This is a genomic window from Desulfallas sp. Bu1-1, from assembly GCF_015594625.1.
GTDB lineage: Bacteria > Bacillota > Desulfotomaculia > Desulfotomaculales > Desulfallaceae > JADNRQ01.
Genome location: NZ_JADNRQ010000001.1, coordinates 439917 through 461353 on the forward strand (window position 1 = coordinate 439917; position 21437 = coordinate 461353).

General features: G+C 49.4%; 28 protein-coding genes and 1 pseudogene. 21 read left to right on the forward strand and 8 right to left on the reverse strand.

The features are described 5' to 3' along the window. Positions 1-250: 250 nt before the first annotated feature. From IT084_RS02040 to pyrE, 7 genes are all read left to right on the forward strand, one after another. The gene (locus IT084_RS02040; protein WP_195710608.1) at positions 251-2146 is read left to right on the forward strand and encodes a methyl-accepting chemotaxis protein; all 1896 of its coding nucleotides are present in this window, start codon (positions 251-253) and stop codon (positions 2144-2146) included. A 55-nt stretch (positions 2147-2201) separates the two neighbouring features. After that, a complete protein-coding gene (locus IT084_RS02045) occupies positions 2202-2960 on the forward strand; it encodes a patatin-like phospholipase family protein (protein ID WP_195710610.1) in 759 nt (252 codons plus the stop codon). A 157-nt stretch (positions 2961-3117) separates the two neighbouring features. Continuing rightward, complete coding sequence (locus IT084_RS02050) at positions 3118-3372, forward strand: alpha/beta-type small acid-soluble spore protein (RefSeq protein ID WP_195710612.1); 255 nt, start codon at positions 3118-3120, stop codon at positions 3370-3372. 334 nt (positions 3373-3706) lie between these two features. Then, on the forward strand, positions 3707-3856 hold the full coding sequence (locus IT084_RS02055) for a DUF1540 domain-containing protein (protein ID WP_195710614.1): 150 nt from the start codon (positions 3707-3709) through the stop codon (positions 3854-3856). A 508-nt stretch (positions 3857-4364) separates the two neighbouring features. Further along, on the forward strand, positions 4365-4676 hold the full coding sequence (locus IT084_RS02060) for a hypothetical protein (RefSeq protein ID WP_195710616.1): 312 nt from the start codon (positions 4365-4367) through the stop codon (positions 4674-4676). A 109-nt stretch (positions 4677-4785) separates the two neighbouring features. Next, positions 4786-5892, forward strand: coding sequence for a DUF763 domain-containing protein (locus IT084_RS02065; RefSeq protein ID WP_395879302.1), 1107 nt, complete (start codon positions 4786-4788; stop codon positions 5890-5892). 72 nt (positions 5893-5964) lie between these two features. Next, positions 5965-6480, forward strand: coding sequence for an orotate phosphoribosyltransferase (pyrE, locus tag IT084_RS02070; RefSeq protein WP_207744360.1), 516 nt, complete (start codon positions 5965-5967; stop codon positions 6478-6480). A 116-nt stretch (positions 6481-6596) separates the two neighbouring features. On the opposite strand, the gene IT084_RS02075 is transcribed toward pyrE, so the two are convergent. Further along, entirely contained in the window at positions 6597-6893 is a 297-nt protein-coding gene (locus IT084_RS02075) for an acyl--CoA ligase (RefSeq protein ID WP_195710620.1), read from the reverse strand. A 285-nt stretch (positions 6894-7178) separates the two neighbouring features. Here IT084_RS02075 and IT084_RS02080 point away from each other — a divergent pair, with 285 nt between their 5' ends. Together IT084_RS02080 and IT084_RS02085 are read left to right on the forward strand one after the other, a co-directional pair. Further along, positions 7179-8873, forward strand: coding sequence for a nucleoside kinase (locus IT084_RS02080; RefSeq protein ID WP_195710622.1), 1695 nt, complete (start codon positions 7179-7181; stop codon positions 8871-8873). Between the two features lie 96 nt (positions 8874-8969). Continuing rightward, a complete protein-coding gene (locus tag IT084_RS02085; RefSeq protein WP_195710624.1) occupies positions 8970-9323 on the forward strand; it encodes a hypothetical protein in 354 nt (117 codons plus the stop codon). 49 nt (positions 9324-9372) lie between these two features. On the opposite strand, the gene IT084_RS02090 is transcribed toward IT084_RS02085, so the two are convergent. Further along, complete coding sequence (locus IT084_RS02090) at positions 9373-9675, reverse strand: hypothetical protein (RefSeq protein WP_195710626.1); 303 nt, start codon at positions 9673-9675, stop codon at positions 9373-9375. Between the two features lie 440 nt (positions 9676-10115). On the opposite strand from IT084_RS02090, the gene IT084_RS02095 reads away from it, so the two are divergent. The 3 genes from IT084_RS02095 (at position 10116) to IT084_RS02105 (ending at position 11246) form a co-directional block, all read left to right on the forward strand. Continuing rightward, positions 10116-10382, forward strand: coding sequence for a GIY-YIG nuclease family protein (locus tag IT084_RS02095; protein ID WP_195710628.1), 267 nt, complete (start codon positions 10116-10118; stop codon positions 10380-10382). An 85-nt stretch (positions 10383-10467) separates the two neighbouring features. Then, positions 10468-10938, forward strand: coding sequence for a DUF523 domain-containing protein (locus IT084_RS02100; RefSeq protein WP_195710630.1), 471 nt, complete (start codon positions 10468-10470; stop codon positions 10936-10938). Positions 10939-11021: 83 nt separating this feature from the next. Continuing rightward, a complete protein-coding gene (locus IT084_RS02105; protein WP_195710632.1) occupies positions 11022-11246 on the forward strand; it encodes a hypothetical protein in 225 nt (74 codons plus the stop codon). On the opposite strand, the gene IT084_RS02110 is transcribed toward IT084_RS02105, so the two are convergent. Together IT084_RS02110 and IT084_RS02115 are read right to left on the reverse strand one after the other, a co-directional pair. Then, entirely contained in the window at positions 11247-12719 is a 1473-nt protein-coding gene (locus IT084_RS02110; RefSeq protein WP_195710634.1) for an amino acid permease, read from the reverse strand. Between the two features lie 98 nt (positions 12720-12817). Continuing rightward, a complete protein-coding gene (locus tag IT084_RS02115) occupies positions 12818-13087 on the reverse strand; it encodes a hypothetical protein (protein ID WP_195710636.1) in 270 nt (89 codons plus the stop codon). A 124-nt stretch (positions 13088-13211) separates the two neighbouring features. On the opposite strand from IT084_RS02115, the gene IT084_RS02120 reads away from it, so the two are divergent. Continuing rightward, complete coding sequence (locus IT084_RS02120) at positions 13212-13919, forward strand: hypothetical protein (protein WP_195710638.1); 708 nt, start codon at positions 13212-13214, stop codon at positions 13917-13919. Between the two features lie 57 nt (positions 13920-13976). Here IT084_RS02120 and IT084_RS02125 read toward each other — a convergent pair whose 3' ends face one another. After that, positions 13977-14648 (reverse strand): superoxide dismutase, encoded by a 672-nt coding sequence (locus IT084_RS02125; protein WP_195710640.1) that lies wholly within the window; start codon positions 14646-14648, stop codon positions 13977-13979. Positions 14649-14803: 155 nt separating this feature from the next. Here IT084_RS02125 and IT084_RS02130 point away from each other — a divergent pair, with 155 nt between their 5' ends. Together IT084_RS02130 and IT084_RS18095 are read left to right on the forward strand one after the other, a co-directional pair. Next, entirely contained in the window at positions 14804-15220 is a 417-nt protein-coding gene (locus IT084_RS02130; RefSeq protein WP_195710642.1) for a secondary thiamine-phosphate synthase enzyme YjbQ, read from the forward strand. A 35-nt stretch (positions 15221-15255) separates the two neighbouring features. Continuing rightward, a pseudogene (locus IT084_RS18095) lies at positions 15256-15428 on the forward strand (flavodoxin family protein); the annotation flags it as partial. Between the two features lie 120 nt (positions 15429-15548). Here the strand turns inward: IT084_RS18095 and IT084_RS02135 are convergent. Further along, complete coding sequence (locus IT084_RS02135) at positions 15549-16370, reverse strand: nitroreductase family protein (RefSeq protein ID WP_195710643.1); 822 nt, start codon at positions 16368-16370, stop codon at positions 15549-15551. Between the two features lie 210 nt (positions 16371-16580). Here IT084_RS02135 and IT084_RS02140 point away from each other — a divergent pair, with 210 nt between their 5' ends. Beyond that, positions 16581-17054, forward strand: coding sequence for a YhcN/YlaJ family sporulation lipoprotein (locus tag IT084_RS02140; RefSeq protein ID WP_195710645.1), 474 nt, complete (start codon positions 16581-16583; stop codon positions 17052-17054). 119 nt (positions 17055-17173) lie between these two features. Then, positions 17174-17593: an EamA family transporter gene (locus tag IT084_RS02145; RefSeq protein WP_195710648.1), complete on the forward strand. Its 420-nt coding sequence runs from the start codon at positions 17174-17176 to the stop codon at positions 17591-17593. Position 17594: 1 nt separating this feature from the next. Here IT084_RS02145 and IT084_RS02150 read toward each other — a convergent pair whose 3' ends face one another. Then, positions 17595-18575: a VanW family protein gene (locus tag IT084_RS02150; RefSeq protein ID WP_195710650.1), complete on the reverse strand. Its 981-nt coding sequence runs from the start codon at positions 18573-18575 to the stop codon at positions 17595-17597. Between the two features lie 247 nt (positions 18576-18822). On the opposite strand from IT084_RS02150, the gene IT084_RS02155 reads away from it, so the two are divergent. Both IT084_RS02155 and IT084_RS02160 read left to right on the forward strand, forming a co-directional pair. Beyond that, positions 18823-19083, forward strand: a complete 261-nt coding sequence (locus tag IT084_RS02155) for a hypothetical protein (RefSeq protein ID WP_195710652.1) — start codon at positions 18823-18825, stop codon at positions 19081-19083. Between the two features lie 5 nt (positions 19084-19088). Next, on the forward strand, positions 19089-19283 hold the full coding sequence (locus IT084_RS02160; protein ID WP_195710653.1) for a spore coat protein: 195 nt from the start codon (positions 19089-19091) through the stop codon (positions 19281-19283). A 286-nt stretch (positions 19284-19569) separates the two neighbouring features. Here the strand turns inward: IT084_RS02160 and IT084_RS02165 are convergent, their stop codons facing one another. Beyond that, the gene (locus IT084_RS02165) at positions 19570-20013 is read right to left on the reverse strand and encodes a DUF6789 family protein (protein WP_195710655.1); all 444 of its coding nucleotides are present in this window, start codon (positions 20011-20013) and stop codon (positions 19570-19572) included. Positions 20014-20125: 112 nt separating this feature from the next. On the opposite strand from IT084_RS02165, the gene IT084_RS02170 reads away from it, so the two are divergent. Together IT084_RS02170 and spoVT are read left to right on the forward strand one after the other, a co-directional pair. After that, positions 20126-20320 (forward strand): hypothetical protein, encoded by a 195-nt coding sequence (locus IT084_RS02170; protein ID WP_195710657.1) that lies wholly within the window; start codon positions 20126-20128, stop codon positions 20318-20320. Between the two features lie 488 nt (positions 20321-20808). After that, complete coding sequence (gene spoVT / locus IT084_RS02180) at positions 20809-21342, forward strand: stage V sporulation protein T (RefSeq protein WP_195710659.1); 534 nt, start codon at positions 20809-20811, stop codon at positions 21340-21342. Positions 21343-21437: the final 95 nt, after the last annotated feature.

The following is a 21437-nucleotide window of genomic DNA, read 5'->3' on the forward strand; positions in this document are numbered from 1 at the left end:
ACCCGGTTAAAAAATTGACTGGATAAATACTTTCGACATGGTAATGCACAATCCTCCGGATGTGGAAAGTTTGACGAAAAATTTAAACTCCTTGTGCTGCGGAAAATTCAAAAGGAACGGCAATTTAATTGAATTGTGTGTCGGCTGGAAGACAATAATTAAGTCGCCCGGTTGACAATAATTTTTGTAATTTACTGATAGTCTATATGTGATCGCATGCACTTTATTCTTAAACATTCGGGAGGGGCATATGAACATTAGTGTTAGATTTAAAATCATAGTGCCTGTTTTCGCCATTATCTCCGCAATTTTTTTAGTGTTGATTTATGAGAATTATAAAAACGGGGTAAATATGCAGCTTGATCAAGAGCGGAGAGAATACGACCTGGTGGCGAAGAGAATCAAGGCCGACCTGGACAATATTTTTGACCAGGCAAGACTCGGCCTGGAAGCGGTTGCTGAAAACCCGGAAATTCAAAAGGCTTTTGCGGAGCGAAACAGGGAAAGGCTTCTTGAGTTGACCATGCCCATATTTGAAAAAGCCAGCCGGGAGGGAATAGAACAATTCCAGTTTCACCTGGCTCCCGCCACATCATTCTTACGCCTGCACATGCCGGCCAAATTTGGGGATGACCTGTCATCTTTTCGCAATACGGTAATTGAATGCAACAGAACGCAAAAACTGGTGCAGGGCTTGGAAGAAGGCAGGGGCGGGTTTGGTTTTCGTGTGGTCATGCCGGTATTTTACCGGGGCGGCCATGTGGGAAGCGTTGAATACGGACCCGGGCTCAATTCCAGTTTGTTGGAGAAGTGGAAAAGCCAGATGGGCGGGGAATATTATATTTATAGCAAGGGAAGAACGGGGGTTGCCCTGGAAAATAACCGGGATGGTTTGCTTGTATCCACACTAAAAGAAGACAAGGTTAAAATAAGCGAACAGGTTTTAGATAAAATAATGCAAACGGGAAAACCCGAAACGCTGTTACTGGACCGGGCGCAAAAAGCGGCGTTGATCATTCCGCTGGCAGATTACAGCGGTAAATCCATCGGTTATTTAAAAATTATCAATGACCGGTCGGAAATTATACATAAACTGAACCGCGACCTGCAAAGCGCAATCGTCACGGCTGTGATTGCCTTATTGATCCTGCTGGTCGCCACTTTCTTTATCGTGACTGTGATTACCGGACCTGTAATAAAGCTTAGCAATACGGTAGAAGCCGTCTCCCGGGGGGATTTGACGAAAGAAGTGGGGGCAATTAAAAGCCGGGATGAAATCGGTGTTTTGGCCTTGTCCTGCCAAAAGATGATGAACAATTTGAAGATCATGATCACGGATATCCAAAAAAATGCAAACAAACTTGCCACTTATAGTCAGGAGCTGGCTTCCTCGAGCCAGGAAGTAAGCGCTTCGATGGAGGAAGTGGCAGGCGCTGTAGATGAATTTGCGGCTGTTTCGACCCGGGGCGTGGCGAACGCAGAAGCTGCGGTGCTGGAATCGGAAGAGGTAAAAAGGATTGCCGGGGAAGGTAATCAAGCGGTAAGGGAAACTATCGACAAGATTAATTCCATTGCCGACGCTACGGCAAATATCTCCAGCGCTGTTCAAAAACTCAATGAGCAATCCACCAGGATCGGGGAGATTATCGTAAGTATTACCGTTATAGCGGACCAAACCAACCTTTTGGCGCTGAACGCAGCCATAGAAGCAGCGCGGGCGGGCGAACACGGCCGCGGATTTGCGGTGGTTGCGGAGGAAGTGCGTCTACTGGCGGAGCAGTCCGCCAGGGCGGCCGGTGAAATAACCGGCCTGGTTAAAGAAATCCAAGCCGGCGTTGGCGAAGTGATCTCCGCCATGGAACGCGGGGGCAGGGAAGTTAATGAAGGGGTTCGGATTGCCCAAACCGCGGGCGTTTCCCTGAAGCAGATCATTGAGGCCGTTGATAAAAATACGGTTATGATTCGAGAAATTGCCACAGCCGTCAGGCGGGTCAATGACGGCACCCAGCAGCTTGCCGCGGCCAGCGAAGAAATAGCTTCCAACATGCAGCAGGTATCCGGGGCCGCCCAGGAGTTATCCAGAATTGCGGATGAACTTGAGCAAAGCTCGGATAAATTTATTTTAGATAATAAAGATCCAGCATAAAAATACCGGTCCGGTTATAATTTAATTAACCTTTGCATGTTTTGGAGGTGTAACCGTGACCGGTAATGCGAATAAAAAAATAGGCCTGGCCCTTGGCGGCGGCGCGGCTTTAGGGGCGGTACACGTCGGTGTATTGCGATACCTGGAGGAAAAAAACTTTGAGATTACTCATATTGCGGGAACCAGTGTGGGAGCGCTGGTGGGCGGTGCCTATGCCTGCGGAGTGCCGGTTGTGGAATTGACCAGGTTTGCACGCAGGGCGAGGTGGACAAAAATTACCCGTCCGGCCATCCCGCGGATGAGCCTGTTTACCAACGACAGGCTGGTGGAACAGGTTCGCCGGCTGATAGGTGAAAAAAAATTTCATGACACAAAAATACCCTTTGCTGCCGTAGCCGCCAGCCTGGAAACCGGCAACCAGGTTGTTTTGCGCCGGGGACCGTTGGTGGACGCGATTATGGCCAGTTGCGCCATTCCCGGAATTTTCGAACCTGTTGAATGGGAAGGGGAATTGCTTTGTGACGGGGGAATTGTCAACCAGGTACCCGACGATATTGTGTGGGAGATGGGCGCCGGAAGGGTAATTGCCGTGGATTTGATAGCCAATGTCACAGGCAATGAACGTCCTAGTAATATTTTTGGAGTTATTTACAAATCATTGAACATTTTAATGAAACGAACTATGTTTTACCACCCGGAAACCGAAGTGATTTTCCCCGCCACCACCGGTTTTTCCACCGCTGATTTAAGCAATTACCGCGCGCTTATCCGCATCGGTTACCGGGCGGCCGAGAAAGCGTTGGGTAAGACATAACGGGGTTTGGTTCGTCTACGACGGCTTGATTTTTTATGCCGGATAAACTAATTTTTTAAACGGCCGCTAAAAAGTGTCACACATATAGAACTGTTTTGGGGGCATCATACTTAATGAAAGTTGACTTAATCAATTAAACAAGAGGAGGAATTTTGAAATGGCACAAGGGCAAAGGACCAACAGGAAACTGATCCCCCAGGCAGCTCAGGCGCTGGACCAGTTTAAGTATGAAACGGCCGCTGAACTGGGTATTCAAAACTACCAGGGATACCTCGGCGACCTGCCTTCAAGGGTAAACGGGGCGGTGGGCGGTAACATGGTCAGAAAAATGATCGCCGCTTATGAGCAAAGCCTGGCCCAGGGAACCAAACCCCCCACCCCGCAAGTTACCAACCGGCAACCGACTCCTTAGCCTAAATGCCGGCCTGATTTGAAGGCCGGTATTTTTCATTTTCCGATTTATTTTAATTAAAGAAAATCACCGGGTGGTGTTTAATTCTCTTTTTTTTGCCGTAAAGAGCCATGTTTATTTGTTTCATTAATTTTTTACCCTTTTTATTTTGCCTTTCTTAAATATTTTTATCCACAAAAAAACAACAACTCTTTTGCAGGATAGTTCAATTTTTTAAACGCATACAAGTTTAACAATAGGCTAATAATTCCCGATAAGTTAAACTTTTTCTTTCGCTTTAAAAATTGAATAATTTTATTGGCTTTGGAGATTCTAACAATTGGAGGTGAAAATAATGCCAAATATTAAATGCACTGTAACTGAATGCGATTACAATAAGTCTGTCGAGTGTCATGCTCCCATGGTTCAGGTTGACAGGAGCAATGCCTCTACCGCTTCAAATTCCGACCAGACCAAATGCGAAACCTTCAAACCCAAAATGTAACTGGAAAGGCCGGCCTAATGCCGGCCTTTCCAGTTGACGTATTATTATATTAAGTTTAGGAAACATTTTGCGTCTGAAACCGGTGTTGATGAATATTAATATACAGAGGGAGGTGTTTATATGTTCAGGAAACGGTATATGCTTCGTCCGGTGGCTCACTGCAAGGGCGGGTGCCCAGAGTTGTCCCGGGTATGACGTTAAACTGCCCATCTAATTATTAATTCTGTTCGGCCCGGTTTAAAATTTTGGTGGTTATCAGTGGATATGTTTTGTTTCCGCCAGGAATTAACTCGAAGGGTTTAACAGCGGTGGACCTCGTTATATTACGGGGTCCACTGTTATTTTTGCTTGCTTTTACGGGTAATGGTTTATAAAATAAAGTTTAGTATTATACTATTTTTTAAAATGCTATTTTATCTTATATTCTTAAGAGATTTAGTAGCGTTAATGACTTTTTTATATAATAAAACTAAAATAAATCCAAGTTATAAATTAGGAGGGAATGAATTTGGCATTTGAAATTTACAGGCCCAGATCGTCAAGGGAAAATGTGGTGGCTCTGACCAAGCACCATATCAGGCTGAGCAGGAAACTGGTGGATAAACTGGGTACCGATAGGGTTGAAGTGGCGTATGACAGGGACAGTAACAAATTGCGCATCAGGGGAACAGAAGAGGGTGGTTTGATGCTGAATAAAAATAAAATAGGAGCGCGGGGAATTTTTAAATACTTTGACATCGAGGGAAAAAAGGGGAATTTCGCGGCGGATTACAATGAAAAGGAAAAAGCCATATTTGTTGATCTCAATCAGTTCAGATAACAATAAGCCTTAATAAATTGGTATTGCTTGGTATTGACAAGCGGTTGCCGGCGGGGTAAAATCAATCAAACGCCTGTTTGGTGAAAGGGGTGCGAATATGCGTACCGGCATAGCCAATTTACCCCTGCACGGGCATCATTGTCCCCGCTGGCTGTTTGACAGGATGGTGCGCCTCAGCGCGGCAATTGTGGAGGGCGTTGTGGAAGAATTCGGGCCGCGGGAACTGTTGCGCAGGATGTCAGACCCTTTCTGGTTTCAGGCCCTGGGATGCGTGGTGGGATTCGATTGGCATTCCTCCGGGCTTACTACGGTGCTTTGCGGCGCCATAAAGCAGGGTATGGTTCAAAGGCAGCGCGACCTGGGCGTTTTTTTTGCCGGCGGTAAGGCGATGACTTCACGCAAAACACCCCTGGAAATAGAGACATATACCGAAAAATACGGCTTACCGGACCATGTTTCCGAGTTGCAATACGCCAGCCGGATGGCGGCGAAGGTGGATTCCGCCGCCGTGCAGGACGGATACCAAATTTACCATCATTTTTTTATCTTCACCGGCGATGGTAGCTGGGCGGTGGTGCAGCAGGGTATGAACCGGGACAACGGTTGGGCCAGGCGTTACCACTGGCTGAGCGACAATATAAGCGATTACGTGGAGGAACCGCACGCGGCTGTTTGCGGCAACCGCGGGCGGGACGTGTTGAACATGGTGTCGCGGGAAAGCCGCGCTGCCCGGGATGTATCGGTTTTTCTCGCCCGGGAGAGGCCGGAAAAAACCGTAACTGAATTAAAAAAAATTGCCGCGCAGCCCGCGGAAAAACTGCTGCAGCTGCCGGGGGCGCACCCGGTGCCTCAGGCCGGCAGGATCGAAAAAACCTTGCGGCGTCTTTATGACTTGTCGCCGCTAAACTTTGAATCATTATTGGCTACGGAAGGGGTGGGTCCCGCCACTATCAGGGCCTTTGCCCTGGTGGGCGAGGTTGTCTACGGGGTGCGTGCCAGTTATTCCGATCCGGCGCGCTATTCTTTTGCTCACGGCGGTAAAGACGGGCATCCTTATCCCGTGGACCGGAAAGTTTATGACCGCTCGATAAACATGCTGGAAACAGCTATACGCCGGGCCAGAACTGGGAACAGGGATAAGCTGGATGCGCTGCGCAGGTTGGCTTCGTTGGAGAAAGGTTTGGCGGTCCCGAAAATTATCCGGGGGGACCGGTAATTTACCGCAGCTGGCAGGTAATCGTTACTTTGGGAGGGATGGAACATAAACAATCGGGAAGCATTAAAGGAGTTGCTGGATAGCCGGGCTTTTGAGCGCCGCCGGGTGGTGCTTTCGTCGGGAAAGACCAGCAATTATTATTTTGACGGGAGAAAGGTATCGCTCAGCCCCAGTGGCGCTTACCATATTGCCAATATCATCTGCGACATGATCCGGGATGATAATGTGGACGCCGTAGGGGGGTTAACCTTGGGGGCCGACCCCATAGTGGGCGCGGTGGGGGTGGTGGCCTACCAGCGCAATATGGATATATCCTTGTTTATTGTACGCAAGGAGGCCAAAAAACACGGAACCATGCGCCTGATCGAGGGCCCGCCGCTCAAAGCGGGGCAGCGGGTGGTTGTCGTGGATGACGTGATTACCACCGGGGGTTCGATTATCAAGGCCGTTGAGGCTGTCAGGGAAGTTGGCTGCGAGGTGGTCAAGGCCATCGCCCTGGTGGACAGGCAGGAGGGGGGCACCGAAGCCCTGGCGAGGATGGGAGTGAAGGTGGAAGCGGTTTTCACTGCATCCGACTTTGGTTTGTAACGCAATTGACCACCGCGCCGCATACGTATAATCATCCGGTGAAGATGGTTTTGAAGCTTGGCAAGAGCTTAGCGGGATGCAAGATGAAAGGGAACCCTTGGGGGTTCCCTAAATTATTACGAATGCAATAACTGTTGTCTGATTACCTTGCCTGACGCGGTGCGGGGGATTTCCCTGAAAACGATTTCGATGGGTAAGGTTGCATTGCCGCATTCCCTTTGACAGTATTCAATAATGCTTTCCACAGAAGGGGGCGGTGTGCCCGGCTCAACAAACGCTTTAATTTTTTGTTCACCGTCCGGTGTGTGGAAAGATATAACAACAACATCCTCCACGGCAGGATGTTTGACCAGCGTTTTTTCCATTTTGCGAATTTCCATGACCAGGTCATTGGAGAATTGTACGTCGTTCATACTTTTCACTCCTTGAGAGCCAAAAAATAAGATATAAAACGCAGAATATTTGTAATATTTATATAATTAATCACGCAATTATGCAATTATCTCCTGCCGAGTTGTTGTTTTTAAAAGGCGTTTGGGCGTTTTCAGCAACCGGATTGTTTTGTGTTCCAGGGTATTTCGGGATTGAGTCTCCGGGAACAATTGGCTTGTGAATAATAAAACAAGGATTTTAAAAATTTTAGTAGAATTTAATTTATTAGTTAATAGTAAATCATAACAGAATAATGGGGTGTTGTTATGGCCAAAAACTTGAGCGTTGCAGAAAACAATACCGACATGATCAAAGTAAACCTGGTGGGTACCGGTGTGATCGAAGTGCCCCGGGGAACTCCGGTTCTGGACCTGTTGAAGTATGAAAACGTTGTCCGTAAATCCCCCGTTGTCGGGGTATATGTCGACAACGCGTTGATCGGGTTGCGTTCCGAACTGGACCAGGACAGCACCATAGAATTTACCGACATGGGGACTACCGACGGCATGCGCATCTATACCCGCAGCATGGTGATGCTGTTGGTGCGCGCCGCCAGCGAAGTTTTGCCGGGCTGCAGGGTTAGAATGGAACATACCCTGGGAAACGGCGTTTACGGCGAGATAGACTATCATCGCCCGTTAAGAAAAGTTGATATAGAAAATATTGAAAAACGCATGCATGAAATCGTTAAAGCAGACGAGCCGATAATTATCCGGCAAGTTCCCAAAGAAAACGTGGAGGCCCTGTTTAAACAATCCGGGCAGACTGAAAAATTGGAATTGCTGCGGTATCGTAAATATCCTTCGGTCTGGGTGCACACCTGCGGCTGGTTTCATGACTTTACGTACGGCAATATGGTTCCCAGCACGGGTTACCTTGGCGTTTTCCGGCTGCGCTACTATATGCCGGGGTTTATTCTGGAACTGCCCCGGAAGGAAAACCCGCTGGTAGTGCCGGAATACGTGGAACAGGGCAAGCTGGCCAACATCTATTACGAGTCGGAAAAGTGGAGCCGTGTCCTTGAAGTGCGCAACCTGGTGGAACTCAATGAATTGCTGGAAAGGGACGGGGGAAGTAATTTAATCAGGGTGGCCGAGGCGTTTCACGAGAAGAAAATCGGGGAAATAGCCGACCAGATTGCCAGAAACATTGATTTGATCAGAATTGTGTTGATCGCCGGACCTTCCTCCTCGGGCAAAACCACCTTTGCCCAGCGCCTGGGCGTGCAATTGCGCATCCACGGAATCAGGCCCGTGCCCATTTCCATGGACGATTATTTTGTGGACAGGGAACTGACGCCAAGGGATGAAAAAGGGGAGTACGATTTTGAATGTATTGAGGCCATTGACATGGAGTTGTTTAACGAACACCTGATCAGCCTGATCCAGGGGGAAGAAATCGAACTGCCCCGTTATAACTTTATTACCGGGAAACGGGAAAAAAGCGGCAAGACCCTGAAAATGGACGACAGGGACCTGTTGATCGTGGAAGGTATTCACGGGCTGAACGACAAGCTTACGTCTTCAATTCCCAAGGGGCGGAAATTTAAAATTTACGTCAGCGCGTTGACCCAGATCAACCTGGACAGCCATAACTGGATCCCCACCACTTACCTGCGGATTTTGCGGCGCATCGTGCGGGATTACCATACCAGGGGTTACTCGGCCATGGAGACCATTCGCCGCTGGGAGTCGGTGCGGCGCGGCGAAGAGCGGCACATTTTCCCATTCCAGGAAAGCGCGGATATTATGTTCAATTCCGCATTGATCTATGAACTGGCGGTTTTGAAGGGGTATGCCGAGCCTCTGCTGAAGATGGTGAACCGTGACCACCGGGAATACGCCATGGTCCGGCGCCTGCGCCGTTTTTTAGGCTATTTTGTACCCATTTCCTCCGATGAAGTGCCTTCCAACTCAATTATCCGCGAATTTATCGGGGGCAGTTGTTTTATAAAAAAATAGCCCTGATAAAAACTGGCGGTAAATTGCAGGATGCGGGCAGGAAAAAAGTGCTTTTCGGTTGTATGTAATAATATATCATTCACGGGAGGGGATGTCATGGTCGCTGGGATAGCCGACCTGCTCAATGAAGATAACGAACTGGCCGGTAGAATAAATTTCGAACTCAAAGACCGGCAAATATTCGACAGGAACATTAAAGAGGTCACCATCTTTTATAAGCTGGTGGGCGACGCCAGGTTCAAGTTGTTTCGTAGCAGCGGGTTTGAACTTGTTTTCGTGCACCTTACCGAAGACTGGGTGCGCCAGGCCAGGATAGACTTGAACAGCATCAACTGTTCTGAAGGCATAGACGTAACGCTGGCCTGGAATGAAACCGAAGACATCATGTGTGTAAGGGGACTCGGTGAAGAAAAGTATATTACCGTTACGGCGATGCAAATAGATAACTAGTCAAGCCCCGTTCCCCCGGGGTATTGCGAACCATCAAAACTCCAGGGGTTTATTTCAGCGGAATTTTAATCACCCGGATTGTTTTGGATTTGGGGCCGTTGATAAAAACTTCTACAGCGAGATAATTGTAATATTTTTTAATGGCTGTGGCCAACCCGTAAGTGCGCATTCCGTGCTTGTCCATTGTTTGGACCAGTTCACCGTAGATTTTAGCTTCCAGGATTAATTTATCCTTTAGATCGGCGTGTTTAATACCCGCCAGGGAATCACGTATGTTTGCTTCAAATTCATCCAGAACGGGAATCAAGGGAGATATCTGATACTCACTGTATTCTTCCACCAGATCAATCATTTAAATCATCTCCTTAAAATATCATGGAATATATTAACATAATTGGATAATAAAATCTACATAATTATTATGTCTTTATATGCCATGACAAGACAAAACCCCCGGTGGTTTGGCCATCAACGGGGGTTTTCGACGGAAGTCCCGCTTCCGTTTCGTTTAACCTCAGGTAAAAAACCCTTTGCTTTGGCAACCGCACCCGGAATTTTTTTCTTCCCGGACATCGGAGCTTCCGCAATAAGGGCAATTAATTTGACCGGGTTTAAACAATACATATTTAACTAAAAAATCTTTCAAACAATGGTTGCATTTAAATTTAGCTTGTGCCACGGCAATCCCTCCTTAATCTAAATATTAGTATATTATAAACTAAAGGTCAATGCCTCTTCCAGCAAAATTTTGGTTTAGTTACCCAATAGCAGTAAACGAAGGATGGATCGTCAATGTTTTATGTATACCTGCTTTTATGTGGCGACGGCACTTTTTACACCGGCTATGCCGCCGACCTGGAGGAGAGGCTGAAAAAACATAATCTGGGTATTGCCAGTAAATATACCAGGTCACGCAGGCCGGTGCAATTGGTTTATTTTGAAATTTTGCCGGACAGGGGCAGCGCCATGCGGAGGGAAAATGCAATCAAGCGTATGTCCCGGCAACAAAAAAAATTATTAATTAACGGGAGCGGGGCGAGGTGGCAATGTCCGGGGTAAACAGCTGGTTATATTTTGCCCGTTGACAGGCAAAACATAAGTTGATAAATTATGCTGATAATTTTCATGATTGGAGATGAAGAAAATGCTAATTGTAAGCGCCTGTCTGGCCGGGGAGAAATGCCGGTATACCGGGGACGGGTTTGATTACCCCGAACTGCGCAAGATGGTGGAGGAAGGTAAAGCCGTGCCGGTTTGCCCGGAAGTTTTGGGTGGATTGCCCGTACCACGGGACCCTAACGAAATTGTGGGCGGTGACGGGTTTGACGTGCTGGACGGGAGGGCCAGGGTGCTTACCTCCCGGGGCGAGGATAAAACAAATGTTTTTTTGCGGGGGGCGGGGGAAGTTTTAGCCATTGCCCGCAAGCATGGCGCCCGGGTGGCCATTTTGAAGGAACGTAGCCCATCCTGCGGCAGCGGCATGATTTACGACGGAACGTTCAGCGGGAAAAAAATCCCCGGCTGCGGTTGCACCGCCGCGCTGTTGATCAGGGAAGGCTTGCGGGTGTATTCGGAAGAAAACTATCAACAGAATATTTGTTTTGAGCAAGATTGAGTCTTGACGGCGGGAGGTCCCCGGAATATAATAAACCCAAACAATTGTTCTAGATGCTAAGATGGTTTTACGGGGGACATGCTATGCAGGTTGACGCGGCGGTTTTAAAACGAACATGCGGGCAAACAAGCGGCCATGCGGCAAAGCGGACTGCGCGAAAACAAATTGCCCGCAGAACATCGTTTATTGATAGGGTATCCCGCAGTCTTGAGCGGGAAGATACTTTATTTGATCTCCTGGCGGGGTACGGGGTCTGCGTGGTATCGATTCTGTACCTGCTGGGCAGCCTGGCCCGCGCAATATTTTGATTATTCCCGCGGATTATGCTTTTCTATGTCTTCAAATACAGGCTTGCGGGCCGGTTGCGGCAAGGCTCCACCGGGAATGGCCGGCCCGGGCTCCCCGGCCAGTTTGCTTTTTCTGTATCCGTAGAAAAAATATATGGCTAGGCCGATGGCAATCCAGATGGCAAACCGCACCCAGGTCAGGGGCGGCAGGTTGAGGGCCAGGTATCCGGCGGCAACTATGGTCAGCACCGGGATTACGGGCATGAAAGGCAGGCGGAATGGGCGCCGCAGATCGGGATTGGTGCGGCGCAGGATAATTACGCCCATGGAAACGGCGATAAATGCGCTGAGGGTGCCGATATTGGCCAGCTCGGCCACCAGGCCGATCGGTAAAAAAGCACCAATGGAAGCTACCAGGATGCCGATGATCACGCTGTCCCAGAGCGGGGTGCGCAGCCGGGGGTGCAGCCAGTCAAAGATGGGCGGCAACAGGTCGTCCCTGCCCATGGCGAAAAAGATACGGCTCTGCCCGTACATGGCCACCAGCAGCACGCTGGTCAGGCCCGCCAGCGCGCCCACGGACACAAGGGCCGAGGCCCATGGGATGCCCACCATAAACAGTGCGGTGGCCACCGGCGATGCCGTATTCAGGGCGGTATATTTAACCATGCCCGTCAAAGTGGCGGCAACGGCGACGTAAAGTGTGGTGGACAGGGCCAGCGTCCAGATAATCCCTCGTGGCAAATCCCGTTGAGGGTTTTTAACCTCCTCCGACGCCGTGGCCACGGCGTCGAAACCGATATAGGCGAAAAATACAATGGCGGCGCCGTGGAAGACCCCGGTAATGCCGTAGGGTAGCACCGGGCGCCAGTTGTCCGGGTTGATGTGCTGCACGCCCAGGGCGATAAACAAGCCGATGGTCGCCAGCTTGACAACCACAATTATTTTATTGGCGGTGGCGCTGTGCTGGGTTCCTGTAATGATCAGGCCGGTAATCAGCAAAACGATCAGCGCGGCGGGCAGGTTGATCATGCCGCCCTCAAAGGGGGATGACGTGTAGGCCGCGGGAAGTGCTATTCCCAGAGAACGCAGCAGGTCGCCCATATATGAACTCCACCCGATGGAGACGGCGCCGGCCGCCACCAGGTATTCCAGGATCAGGTTCCAGCCCACCAGCCAGGCAACAATTTCGCCCAGGCTGACATAGGAAAAGGTATAGGCGCTCCCGGCGGACGGGATGGCCGCGGCCAGTTCCGCGTACACCAGGGCCGCAAGGGCGGCGGCGATGCCGGAAAGGATAAAGGAAAAAATTATGCCGGGGCCCGCGTAATTGGCCGCCGCCACCCCGGTGAGCACGAAGATGCCGGTACCGATGACCGCGCCGACGCCCAGCGCCGTCAGGTCGGCCACTCCAAGGGAAGGCACCAGGCCGCGTTTGTTTTCTTTTTTCTCAGCCAGGATTGACTCCACGGTTTTTTTTCGCCACACGCTCATAATGGTCTCCTCCCGGTTGATATTTTCTCCGCAACGGTGCAACTATATGTGCTCTGATATGCGCTGCCGAAAAGAACGGGAAGGGATCGTTGATTTCTTTACATTAGGTACACGTTGATGGCGGTAAAGATCAAACCCAACCCTGCCGCCAGGATTTTTGGCAGCCGGTTCAAATGGGTACGGTAAATTAAAATAGCCGCAAAGATGATTCCGGTGGGGATGATGTACTGGGAGACTTTAAATCCAAGGGTGCTGGTGAAGAAGTAGCCGAACAACTTCAGCCCTTTGTATTGTTCCTGTTCCCGGGCTGTTAAACTCAATAGCATCAGCACAGCCGCCGCGCCGGCGTATAGAAGTAATGATTGCATTGTAACCCCCCTCGGCATTATTATTTGGCGCTGCCGGCGGGACATCCTGCTTGATTGAAATATTATTCGGGGGCATGAAATAAATTAAGGGTTGAATTATCATTTTTAAAGGAGCTGGATTTAATTGCAAAAAAGCTGGGATTTTGCGGCCAAACCCTGGCTGGTCGGGCAAATGGCGGCAAAAGTGGAGGCGCCGGGGCCGGTGGAGGAAAGGGCGGACCTGCTGGCGTTTTTGTCCGGCCTGCCGCTGAAGCGGCAGGCGGTGTCAATCGGCAGATGCGCCGGCCGCGATGAGCTGGTGGAATGCCTGAACCGCAGGGGGGAATACGGTGTCATACTGACTTTGTTGCGGGGCGATCTGGCCGGCTGGGTGCCCGGCGCGGGTGATTTTTCCGACCTGAAATGGCTGCTGGAAACCCTGCTTGATATAAAAAAACGGGCTGCCGGCAAAAAAGCCCGGGTGGTTTTTCAAACCCCGTCCGGGCCGGAGATCCGGGAGAGCGCTTCGATGCTGGAGATGTTGCTGGAAGATGCCGTTTATGCCGCGGCCGGGGCATGGGTGCGTTGCCTGTGCGGGCCCGGGGGGGACCACCGGGTGTGGGAACTGCCCCCGGTGCTCTCCGATCCGGAAATGGCGGAGGCCGTTTTCATTGAACTGGCCGGGAACCCGCGTGCCCTGGCGCTGCTGCTGGAAGACGTGCCGCGGGAATTGGCCTCCACCGGGTTGGAACCGGAAGAGCTGGTGGAAATGCTGCAAAGAGGGGCGAGAGCCGCTGAGTTCTGCCATAATACCATAATCAAGGGAATTGAAAAGTTGAAAACTTTTCTTTAACCGCGAGCCCCGGTACAACCGGGTGTTCGCTTGCGCTGTTTTTACTTAATAGCTTACTTAATAGTCATAAATAGATAAAGGCAATTGGCCCCGTATGGCCAGATGCAGGCGCCTTTCCACTTCTCCCCAGTTAACCAGTCCCCACCACGCTTCAACGTAGTCGGCGCGCCTGTTTTGATATTCCAGGTAATAGGCGTGTTCCCAAACGTCCAGCACAAGAATGGGAATTCCACCCCACTGGGTGAGATCCTGGTGCTTTTCCGCCATAAGGATTTCCAGCCTCCCCCAGGCCGGTTGCCAGGTCAACATCGCCCAACCCGAGGCTTCCACGTTCTTGGCCGCGGATATAAACTGTTCCCGGAAAGCCGGGTAACTTCCAAAATAGGCGTTGATTCGGCTCAGCGTCTGCATGTGGGGTTGGCCGCCCCCTCCGGGGGCCATCACCGTCCAGTAAATGCTGTGCAATATATGGCCGGAACCATGAAAGGCCAGTTCCCGTTCCCAGTGCTTGATCAGCTCAAAGTTGCCTTGCCGGCGAGCCTCCACCAGTTTGAGCTCCGCCTTGTTCAACCCGTCGACGTAGGACTGGTGGTGCAGGTCGTGATGGATGCGCAGGGTGGTCGCGCTGATAACCGGTTCCAGCGCGTTATAAGGGTAGGGCAGGGGCGGCAACCGGTGACCGCCGGGGGGTACCGCCGCTTGCGGAGTCCAATGGCTTTGTATGGTCATAAAGCTTTCCTCCTGATTCTGGAAGCTTCTGGTAAATATATTATGAATTATACCAGCCGTTTGTTACAAATTTTCCGGGCCGCTCATGGTTATAAATAAAGAAGGAATTGTCAACCCTGGTTAGAATAAAGTTTATTTGAAGGAGGCAATTTCAAATGAAAAGTTACCGGAAAGAGCTGTGGTTTGAAGTTCCAAGCAGGCGGGCGTTTATCAATATCACCCCCGACGTTGAAGCGTGCCTGGCGGAGAGCGGCATCAAAGAAGGATTGCTTCTCTGTAACGCCATGCACATAACCGCCAGCGTATTTATCAATGACGATGAACAGGGGCTCCACCACGATTTTGAGGTATGGCTGGAAGGGCTGGCCCCGGAAAAACCCTATTCACGCTACCGTCATAACGGGTATGAAGACAATGCCGACGCCCATTTAAAGCGGACCATCATGGGCCGGGAAGTGGTGGTGGCGGTGACTGGCGGCAGGCTGGATCTCGGGCCTTGGGAACAAATTTTTTACGGCGAATTCGACGGAAAAAGGAGAAAAAGGGTTCTGGTTAAAATTATCGGCGAGTAATTTGAGAATATAGTTTGCTGGGAGGGATTTTGCCGGTGAAAGTCGTGGCTTTTAACGGTAGCCCGAGGGTGAAGGAAATACGTTCAACGCTTTAAACATAGTTTTGGGAGAACTGCAAAAAGAAGGTATCGAAACGGAGCTGGTGCAACCGGGCGGGCGCAAGGTTTTTGGCTGCCTGGCTTGCTACAAGTGTTTTCAGAATAAAAACAAGTAAATTGTAAAGATAAAAAAAGAAGGCCGAAGTTTAAAACTCGGTCTTTTTTATCGCCCGGGGTATGGGGTGTTACGTTAGTTGGTGTTAACGCTGGTATCCGTTAAGGCTGATGACCTAACGCCATTCTATTACCGGCTTATTGCGCAGCGGAATGCGATAATAACGGTGCTTGGGGTAACCGACCATCACCGCGCCAAAACAACTGTGGCCCTGCGGCAGAGTTAAACGTTCCTTCAGCGGTTGGTAAGCGCGGGCCGCCGTGGTAAAGTAGCCCGCCCAGCACGATCCCAGACCCATGGCATACGCGGCCAGCTCCAGGTAAGCGAGAGCTCCGGCGCAGTTTTCGGCGGCATAATGATCTCGGGCCGGCGCGTGAGCGATGATCAGATGCGGCGCGCCGCGAAATATCCGGTCCGTCCCCCTTTCCCATTCTTCAATCAGCACGTTATAATGCAGGGAACGGGCGATTTCCGGGTTTTCCCGGATTAAATGCCTCATCCAATCTATCACCAGCCCGCCCAGGCGATTCAATTCATTTTTGTCGTAAATAACAATCCAATATACGTTCTGCATGTTACGGGCGGTGGGAGCATAACGGGCGATCTCGATAAGTCTTTTTAAAGTCCCCGGTTCAACCGGTTTTTCCTGGTAAACCCGGATGGACCGGCGGGAACAAAGAAATACTTCAACCTGTTCCGGGCTCAATGGCGCCTTTTTTTCAATAGGAATACAATCTTCGGGCTGCATATCCCTATGGCTAAAAGCGCCTTGAGGGCACGCGGCGACGCAATGGCCGCATTCGATGCACACTAGGGATGCTCCATTCAGCGGTACGGGGAATGAATTCCGGTCCTTAAATTTAATGATCCTGGCGGGGCATACCGCTGCGCAAATCCCGCACCGGTTGCATTTATCCTGGTTGATAGCAAAAAGCAAAACCGAAACCCCTTTCGTAATTTGATACTGAACGCTGATTTATTACAATTGTAGCGCTTATTAGCGCGCCCGTGCAAACCACAATTGCCTGGTTGTTATCGAAAGTTCTTCTAATCATTTCTTTAAAATCAATTCCTCAGCCCGGAGAATATTTTTTTATTACTTTTTACAACCTAAAGAAAAGAAATTTAATTTTAAGGGAGTGATAATATGAACAGCAGGAAAAGGATTTTGCACCTGCTATTAAGCCTGCTTGTCCTGTCAATCTTTATTTTCAGCGGTTGCTCGGCAGCTGCCAGAAAGCCCGCTCCGACGGAACCGGCGCCCAACCAGGCGCGAACCGGTAATGTGGCCAATGAGAAAGCGCAGCGCATTGCCAGGGAGGCTGACAGGGTTAAGTGGGTTAAAAGTTCAACCGTGGTAGTTGCGGGAAATAAGGCCTATGTGGGGCTGGATATTAATGCGAACATTGAAAAAAGCCAGACCAAAGAAGTTGAAAAGGCGGTGATCAACAGAATCAAAAATTTGGAGCCTACGATAAAAACCGTATATGTCAGTTCGGATCCGGATATTGTGACCAGGATTAAAAAAGTATCCAGGGGTATCGCCCAGGGTAAGCCGGTAACCAGCTTTGCCAGGGAATTAACGGAAATAGGCCGGAGAGTGACACCCAGAACCATGTAAAACCGGGGTTTTATCCCCGGTTTTGCTTTGCCTTAAGAATAAACCGGGAAGCAAACACATAAGCATAAAAAATAATTATTGGGTATAAAGTCTCCACGAAAGCCGGGAGGGGGATCCCAATGGCTATTTTTTATGCGTTTTTGGGCATGTTGTGCTGGGGGTTGGCTCCCTTGTTTGGTAAACTCGGTTTATACAACGTAAACCCGGTTACCGCCCTTTCGCTGCGAACCCTTATTGCAGCCTCGCTGGTAATGGGGTGGCTGATCGCCTCCCGTGGGTTTAGCCAAATTATTCAAATACCACCCCTGCTGTGGTTGTTTATAAGCATTGAGGCCATCCTGGCAACGTTACTGGGCGACCTGGCCTATTTTGCCGCCCTGAAAGGAGGGAACATTAATGAAGTAACATTGATTTTATCCTGTTCACCCCTGGTGACCATGCTGCTCAGTTACTTTTTTTTAGGTGAGATGGCCACCGGTTGCCAAATTATAGGGGCTGCTCTAATTACCATAGGCCTGTTTTTTGTTTGCTTGGATTAGGTTATTGCTGTTTGCGCGGCCCGCGCTCAATTATGCGCGGGCTTGCGTTATACCAGCTTGTTCCCTTTTGTTTTAAGGTAACCGTGCCGCCGGGCGCTTCCACGGTAACCCACGATTTTACGACGTAACCATCCTGTCCGGGCGCGATTACTTTTTCCGTGCCCGGCGGCAACTCGGGGTTATACCGGTATTCCGTCCAGTACCTGGTTCTTTTGATAATCTTATGGTGCCAGGTTACTTTCGGCGGCTTTGTGGTGCCGTATAAGGCCATATAAAGTGTATCGCCAACCTTCTGGGACCAGATCACAACCGGCCCTTCCGTATTGTTTAAAAAACGAAAATCCCTGGCCCCGTAATACACGGTGGCGTCCTGCCCTGGCGGGACATAGGGCACGGTCATGGAGTGGGAACTGCGCATGATGACTTTAAGATCGCTAAAAGTGACCACATTATATAACATGGTGGCGATTTTACACACTCCGCCCCCCACGGTGGTGGTATATCGATTACCCATATATGTGGGGCCGGACTGGTAGCCGCGGTATTCGGTGTATGGCCCGATAGTCCGGTTTTGGGAAAAAATTTCACCCGGCCGGACCACTGTTCCGGCCAGTTGTTTTGCCGCCAGGCCGATATTATAACCTTCTCCCGGCAAAGGGTCATGCAATGTGGCTCTATATGCGGCCATAAGCACGGGCGTGTTATGCTTTTTGATGGTTTCCCGAAAGCGGGCGTTTTTTTCCCAGGGCAGGGGTCCCTCGTAGGGTTTTTCCATGCCCTTGAATTGTTCATAAATAGCATAATCTTTGGGTTTTACCCCGTCTTCTTTGCTTTCTTTTTTTACGTCGCGGCCGGAATTATTCAAGGCGGCCGTTATAGCCCCGGGCCCGGCGTGCTTGTTTACGGCTAGATGCCATCCCAGGGCCAGCGATGTTCCAAGCAGGACTATAAGGGGCAGAAGAATTGTTTTAGACGGCTTCATAATTATTTAATGGCCTCCTTACCCCATTGGTTTAACATAATTTTATTATCTCTTTTCGTATGGTGATTATCCTGCAAGAATAGTTTTGGTTCATTTTACCCGGCCGGGGCGATACCGGACTTGTATAATAGAAAAAGGCAAAACCGGAGGAATTACTCTCCGGCTTTTCAATGAAGTTTATTGCCAAAGTCTATTACATAATAAAGTGCTGGGGACGCAAAATAAATATAAAAGGGGGGAGGTTTATATGTTGAACATATTTAAAACAATGAATGAAAAGAATCCCCGGTTACGTGAATTTGACCCTACTACGGTCCAAAGAATTAAGGAAGGAGCATATTTGGTCAAAATGATCTCGGAAACCCAAGTTGCCGCCCGCAAGTGTGAATTCTTCGCCGGCAACGCTGTCGATCCCGAGGTTAAAAGGGCCTTTGAAGATGAGGCCAGGCTGTTGAGACAAGGTTACCAGGCTTTACAACGGTATTATGAAAACATGACTATGGAGTGATGGCAATGAAATTTACCGACATGGACATGCTGCAGGATTACGAAAAAGACGCCAGGATGGCGGCAATGGCTTACGCCTTGATTGAGACGGAAATCCTGGATCCCGATTTGCGCAGGCTTATTGGAGCCGCGGCAACCGCTGCGACTAAATCCCAAGAAAAATTCGCCAACATGATCCTTAAAAAAGGCGACCGGCCGTAATGCGTTTTTAACCCCTGGAAAGGGGTTTTATGTGATGAGCATTATATACTTGATTTACCGGTTAAATAATTCGGAATGAATGATTTTGGCCGTTTCCTCCAACCCCTGGACAATCCTTGGACGGGCAAGGTGACCAAGTCGTCCTCTATGATATAAGCCTGATTATTCCGAAAACGGCTTTCAGTTTCCTGTATCCGGGCCGGTTTTTGACGTCCTCCGGAGCGTGGGCCGGAGTTTATGTAATGAATGGGAAAACCGGCTTTTGCCGAGTATTGCTGTCGATCCGTTATACTTCCGCTCTTTTACCCAGCCGCTGAAAAGCCTCGGCCTGGACCAGGCCATAAATAGAGGCACTTACAAAATCAGTTACTGCAGTTGCGAGAAATACAGGTATTTTATCTTGAATTTGGAATAACAGTGTCAGTCCGTACAGGGAAAACCATACTGCGGTACCAAACAGCCATCCTCTCAACAGGTAATTTTTGCTTGTCAGCACAGGAATCAGGTAGGCAAAAATGATGCCCAGTGTGCCGACAAAGACGAGTTGTGCCGCCTGGGCAAACGCCGCTTCCCAGAAACTATGAGGTTTATGTCCATAAATTGCAACCGCCGACCAGTCCAAAAAACGTAGAGTGGCGATATTCAAATAGTAAGATGCCAGGTTGACAATGTTCATTGCGACGCCGCCGGCCAGGCCCGCTAAAAAACCGTTGGCCAATCTATCCTGCATGAATTCAAACCTCCTGCCCAACAAACCTGTTTGTTATTAATAATAAATTGTCCATAGTAAGAAATTCTAATACAATATAATAAACCCGGGCAGGCTGATTCCGCACCGGCACATGAACCGGTGCCATGGGAGCTTACCTCATCAACCGGTCCGGCATGAAGGCTGCTGCTGCAGCTCCGGCGGGTTTAATCGCAAGTTTTACGGTAAAGAGGAACAGGTAGTCAAGCTGGAAAAATACCTGCAGGATTTAAAACTGGAAGCCAAGGCAGTGGAAGAAAAGATCAAGGAGCTTAAAGGAGAGGCTTAAATCCTCTCCTTTTTCCAGTTAACCAATTAGCTGTAGTGTATATTAAAAAGTTATTAATGAAGCTTTTACCAATGAAAGGTTAATAACAATCCAAAGTAAAACGCCATTATGCTGAAAGTGCTTCTCAACTGAAAAGGAGTAATCAAGTGGAGGTTTCGGGGATATGTTCAATGCCGTGCTTTTTATTCTGGCGGCGGTGGCTTTAATTGTTTCCTGGCGCAAGGACCGGGAAAAAACCGGCAAAGCCCTGCAGATCGCCTGGGCGCCTCATTAATTGCCGCGGGGGCCAGCGTAACGGCGGTGGCCTGTTTTTTAACCACCGTGCTGATGGTGGGCGTGGTCACGGCGCCGATGGTCCAACAGAATGGAAACGGTACGAAAATAACCTGGTACTGCGGGGATAATTTATCATAATTTTCTAGTAATAGTTTTTCTAGAGAAGGAAAAAACTAAGATTAGCAATTTATCACTAAAAGGAGGATTTAACTTTGCGAGCAACAGGGATTGTTAGAAGGATAGATGATTTGGGCCGGGTTGTAATCCCCAAGGAAATCAGGCGCACAATGCGGATACGTGATGGTGAGCCGCTGGAAATTTATATTGACAAGGAAGGGGAGGTAATTTTAAAGAAATACTCCCCCATCAATGACCTTGGGCAATTCGCCCAGGAGTATGCCGATTCCCTGCACGAAGTGCTGGGGCATGTAGTTTGTGTTGCCGACAGGGACGAAATAATCGCTGTCGCTGGGAGGTTTAAAAAAGACCTTATGAACAAGTCCATCGGACCCGTGCTGGAAGACATTATGAACAGCCGGCAGACCGGCATTTTGGAGGAAACTCACAGTCTCACCGCGGACGAACGGGTGTCTTTTAAAAACAGCGTAATTGCGCCCATTGTCAACAACGGGAACGCCATTGGCGCTGTCATTATTACTTCCGGCGAAGGCGCCCGGATGGGAGACCTGGAAAAGAAACTTTCAGAGACGGCTGCAGCTTTTTTGGCCAAACAAATGGAAGATTAAGCCTAATAATTCCTTGCTATTGATAGAATGAAGCTAGAGAAGTTGAACGACTATTCAATTTCTTTTCTACAGCACTTTATTATGCTCCATAGTTG

Coding starts and splice junctions, on each gene's coding strand:
- IT084_RS02040 (WP_195710608.1), top strand. CDS start 251: ATGAACATTAGTGTTAGATTTAAAATCATAGTGCCTGTTTTCGCCATT.
- IT084_RS02050 (WP_195710612.1), top strand. CDS start 3,118: ATGGCACAAGGGCAAAGGACCAACAGGAAACTGATCCCCCAGGCAGCT.
- IT084_RS02055 (WP_195710614.1), top strand. CDS start 3,707: ATGCCAAATATTAAATGCACTGTAACTGAATGCGATTACAATAAGTCT.
- IT084_RS02075 (WP_195710620.1), bottom strand. CDS start 6,893: ATGAACGACGTACAATTCTCCAATGACCTGGTCATGGAAATTCGCAAA.
- IT084_RS02080 (WP_195710622.1), top strand. CDS start 7,179: ATGGCCAAAAACTTGAGCGTTGCAGAAAACAATACCGACATGATCAAA.
- IT084_RS02085 (WP_195710624.1), top strand. CDS start 8,970: ATGGTCGCTGGGATAGCCGACCTGCTCAATGAAGATAACGAACTGGCC.
- IT084_RS02090 (WP_195710626.1), bottom strand. CDS start 9,675: ATGATTGATCTGGTGGAAGAATACAGTGAGTATCAGATATCTCCCTTG.
- IT084_RS02095 (WP_195710628.1), top strand. CDS start 10,116: ATGTTTTATGTATACCTGCTTTTATGTGGCGACGGCACTTTTTACACC.
- IT084_RS02100 (WP_195710630.1), top strand. CDS start 10,468: ATGCTAATTGTAAGCGCCTGTCTGGCCGGGGAGAAATGCCGGTATACC.
- IT084_RS02105 (WP_195710632.1), top strand. CDS start 11,022: ATGCAGGTTGACGCGGCGGTTTTAAAACGAACATGCGGGCAAACAAGC.
- IT084_RS02110 (WP_195710634.1), bottom strand. CDS start 12,719: ATGAGCGTGTGGCGAAAAAAAACCGTGGAGTCAATCCTGGCTGAGAAA.
- IT084_RS02115 (WP_195710636.1), bottom strand. CDS start 13,087: ATGCAATCATTACTTCTATACGCCGGCGCGGCGGCTGTGCTGATGCTA.
- IT084_RS02125 (WP_195710640.1), bottom strand. CDS start 14,648: ATGACCATACAAAGCCATTGGACTCCGCAAGCGGCGGTACCCCCCGGC.
- IT084_RS02130 (WP_195710642.1), top strand. CDS start 14,804: ATGAAAAGTTACCGGAAAGAGCTGTGGTTTGAAGTTCCAAGCAGGCGG.
- IT084_RS02140 (WP_195710645.1), top strand. CDS start 16,581: ATGAACAGCAGGAAAAGGATTTTGCACCTGCTATTAAGCCTGCTTGTC.
- IT084_RS02145 (WP_195710648.1), top strand. CDS start 17,174: ATGGCTATTTTTTATGCGTTTTTGGGCATGTTGTGCTGGGGGTTGGCT.
- IT084_RS02150 (WP_195710650.1), bottom strand. CDS start 18,575: ATGAAGCCGTCTAAAACAATTCTTCTGCCCCTTATAGTCCTGCTTGGA.
- IT084_RS02155 (WP_195710652.1), top strand. CDS start 18,823: ATGTTGAACATATTTAAAACAATGAATGAAAAGAATCCCCGGTTACGT.
- IT084_RS02160 (WP_195710653.1), top strand. CDS start 19,089: ATGAAATTTACCGACATGGACATGCTGCAGGATTACGAAAAAGACGCC.
- IT084_RS02165 (WP_195710655.1), bottom strand. CDS start 20,013: ATGCAGGATAGATTGGCCAACGGTTTTTTAGCGGGCCTGGCCGGCGGC.
- IT084_RS02170 (WP_195710657.1), top strand. CDS start 20,126: ATGAACCGGTGCCATGGGAGCTTACCTCATCAACCGGTCCGGCATGAA.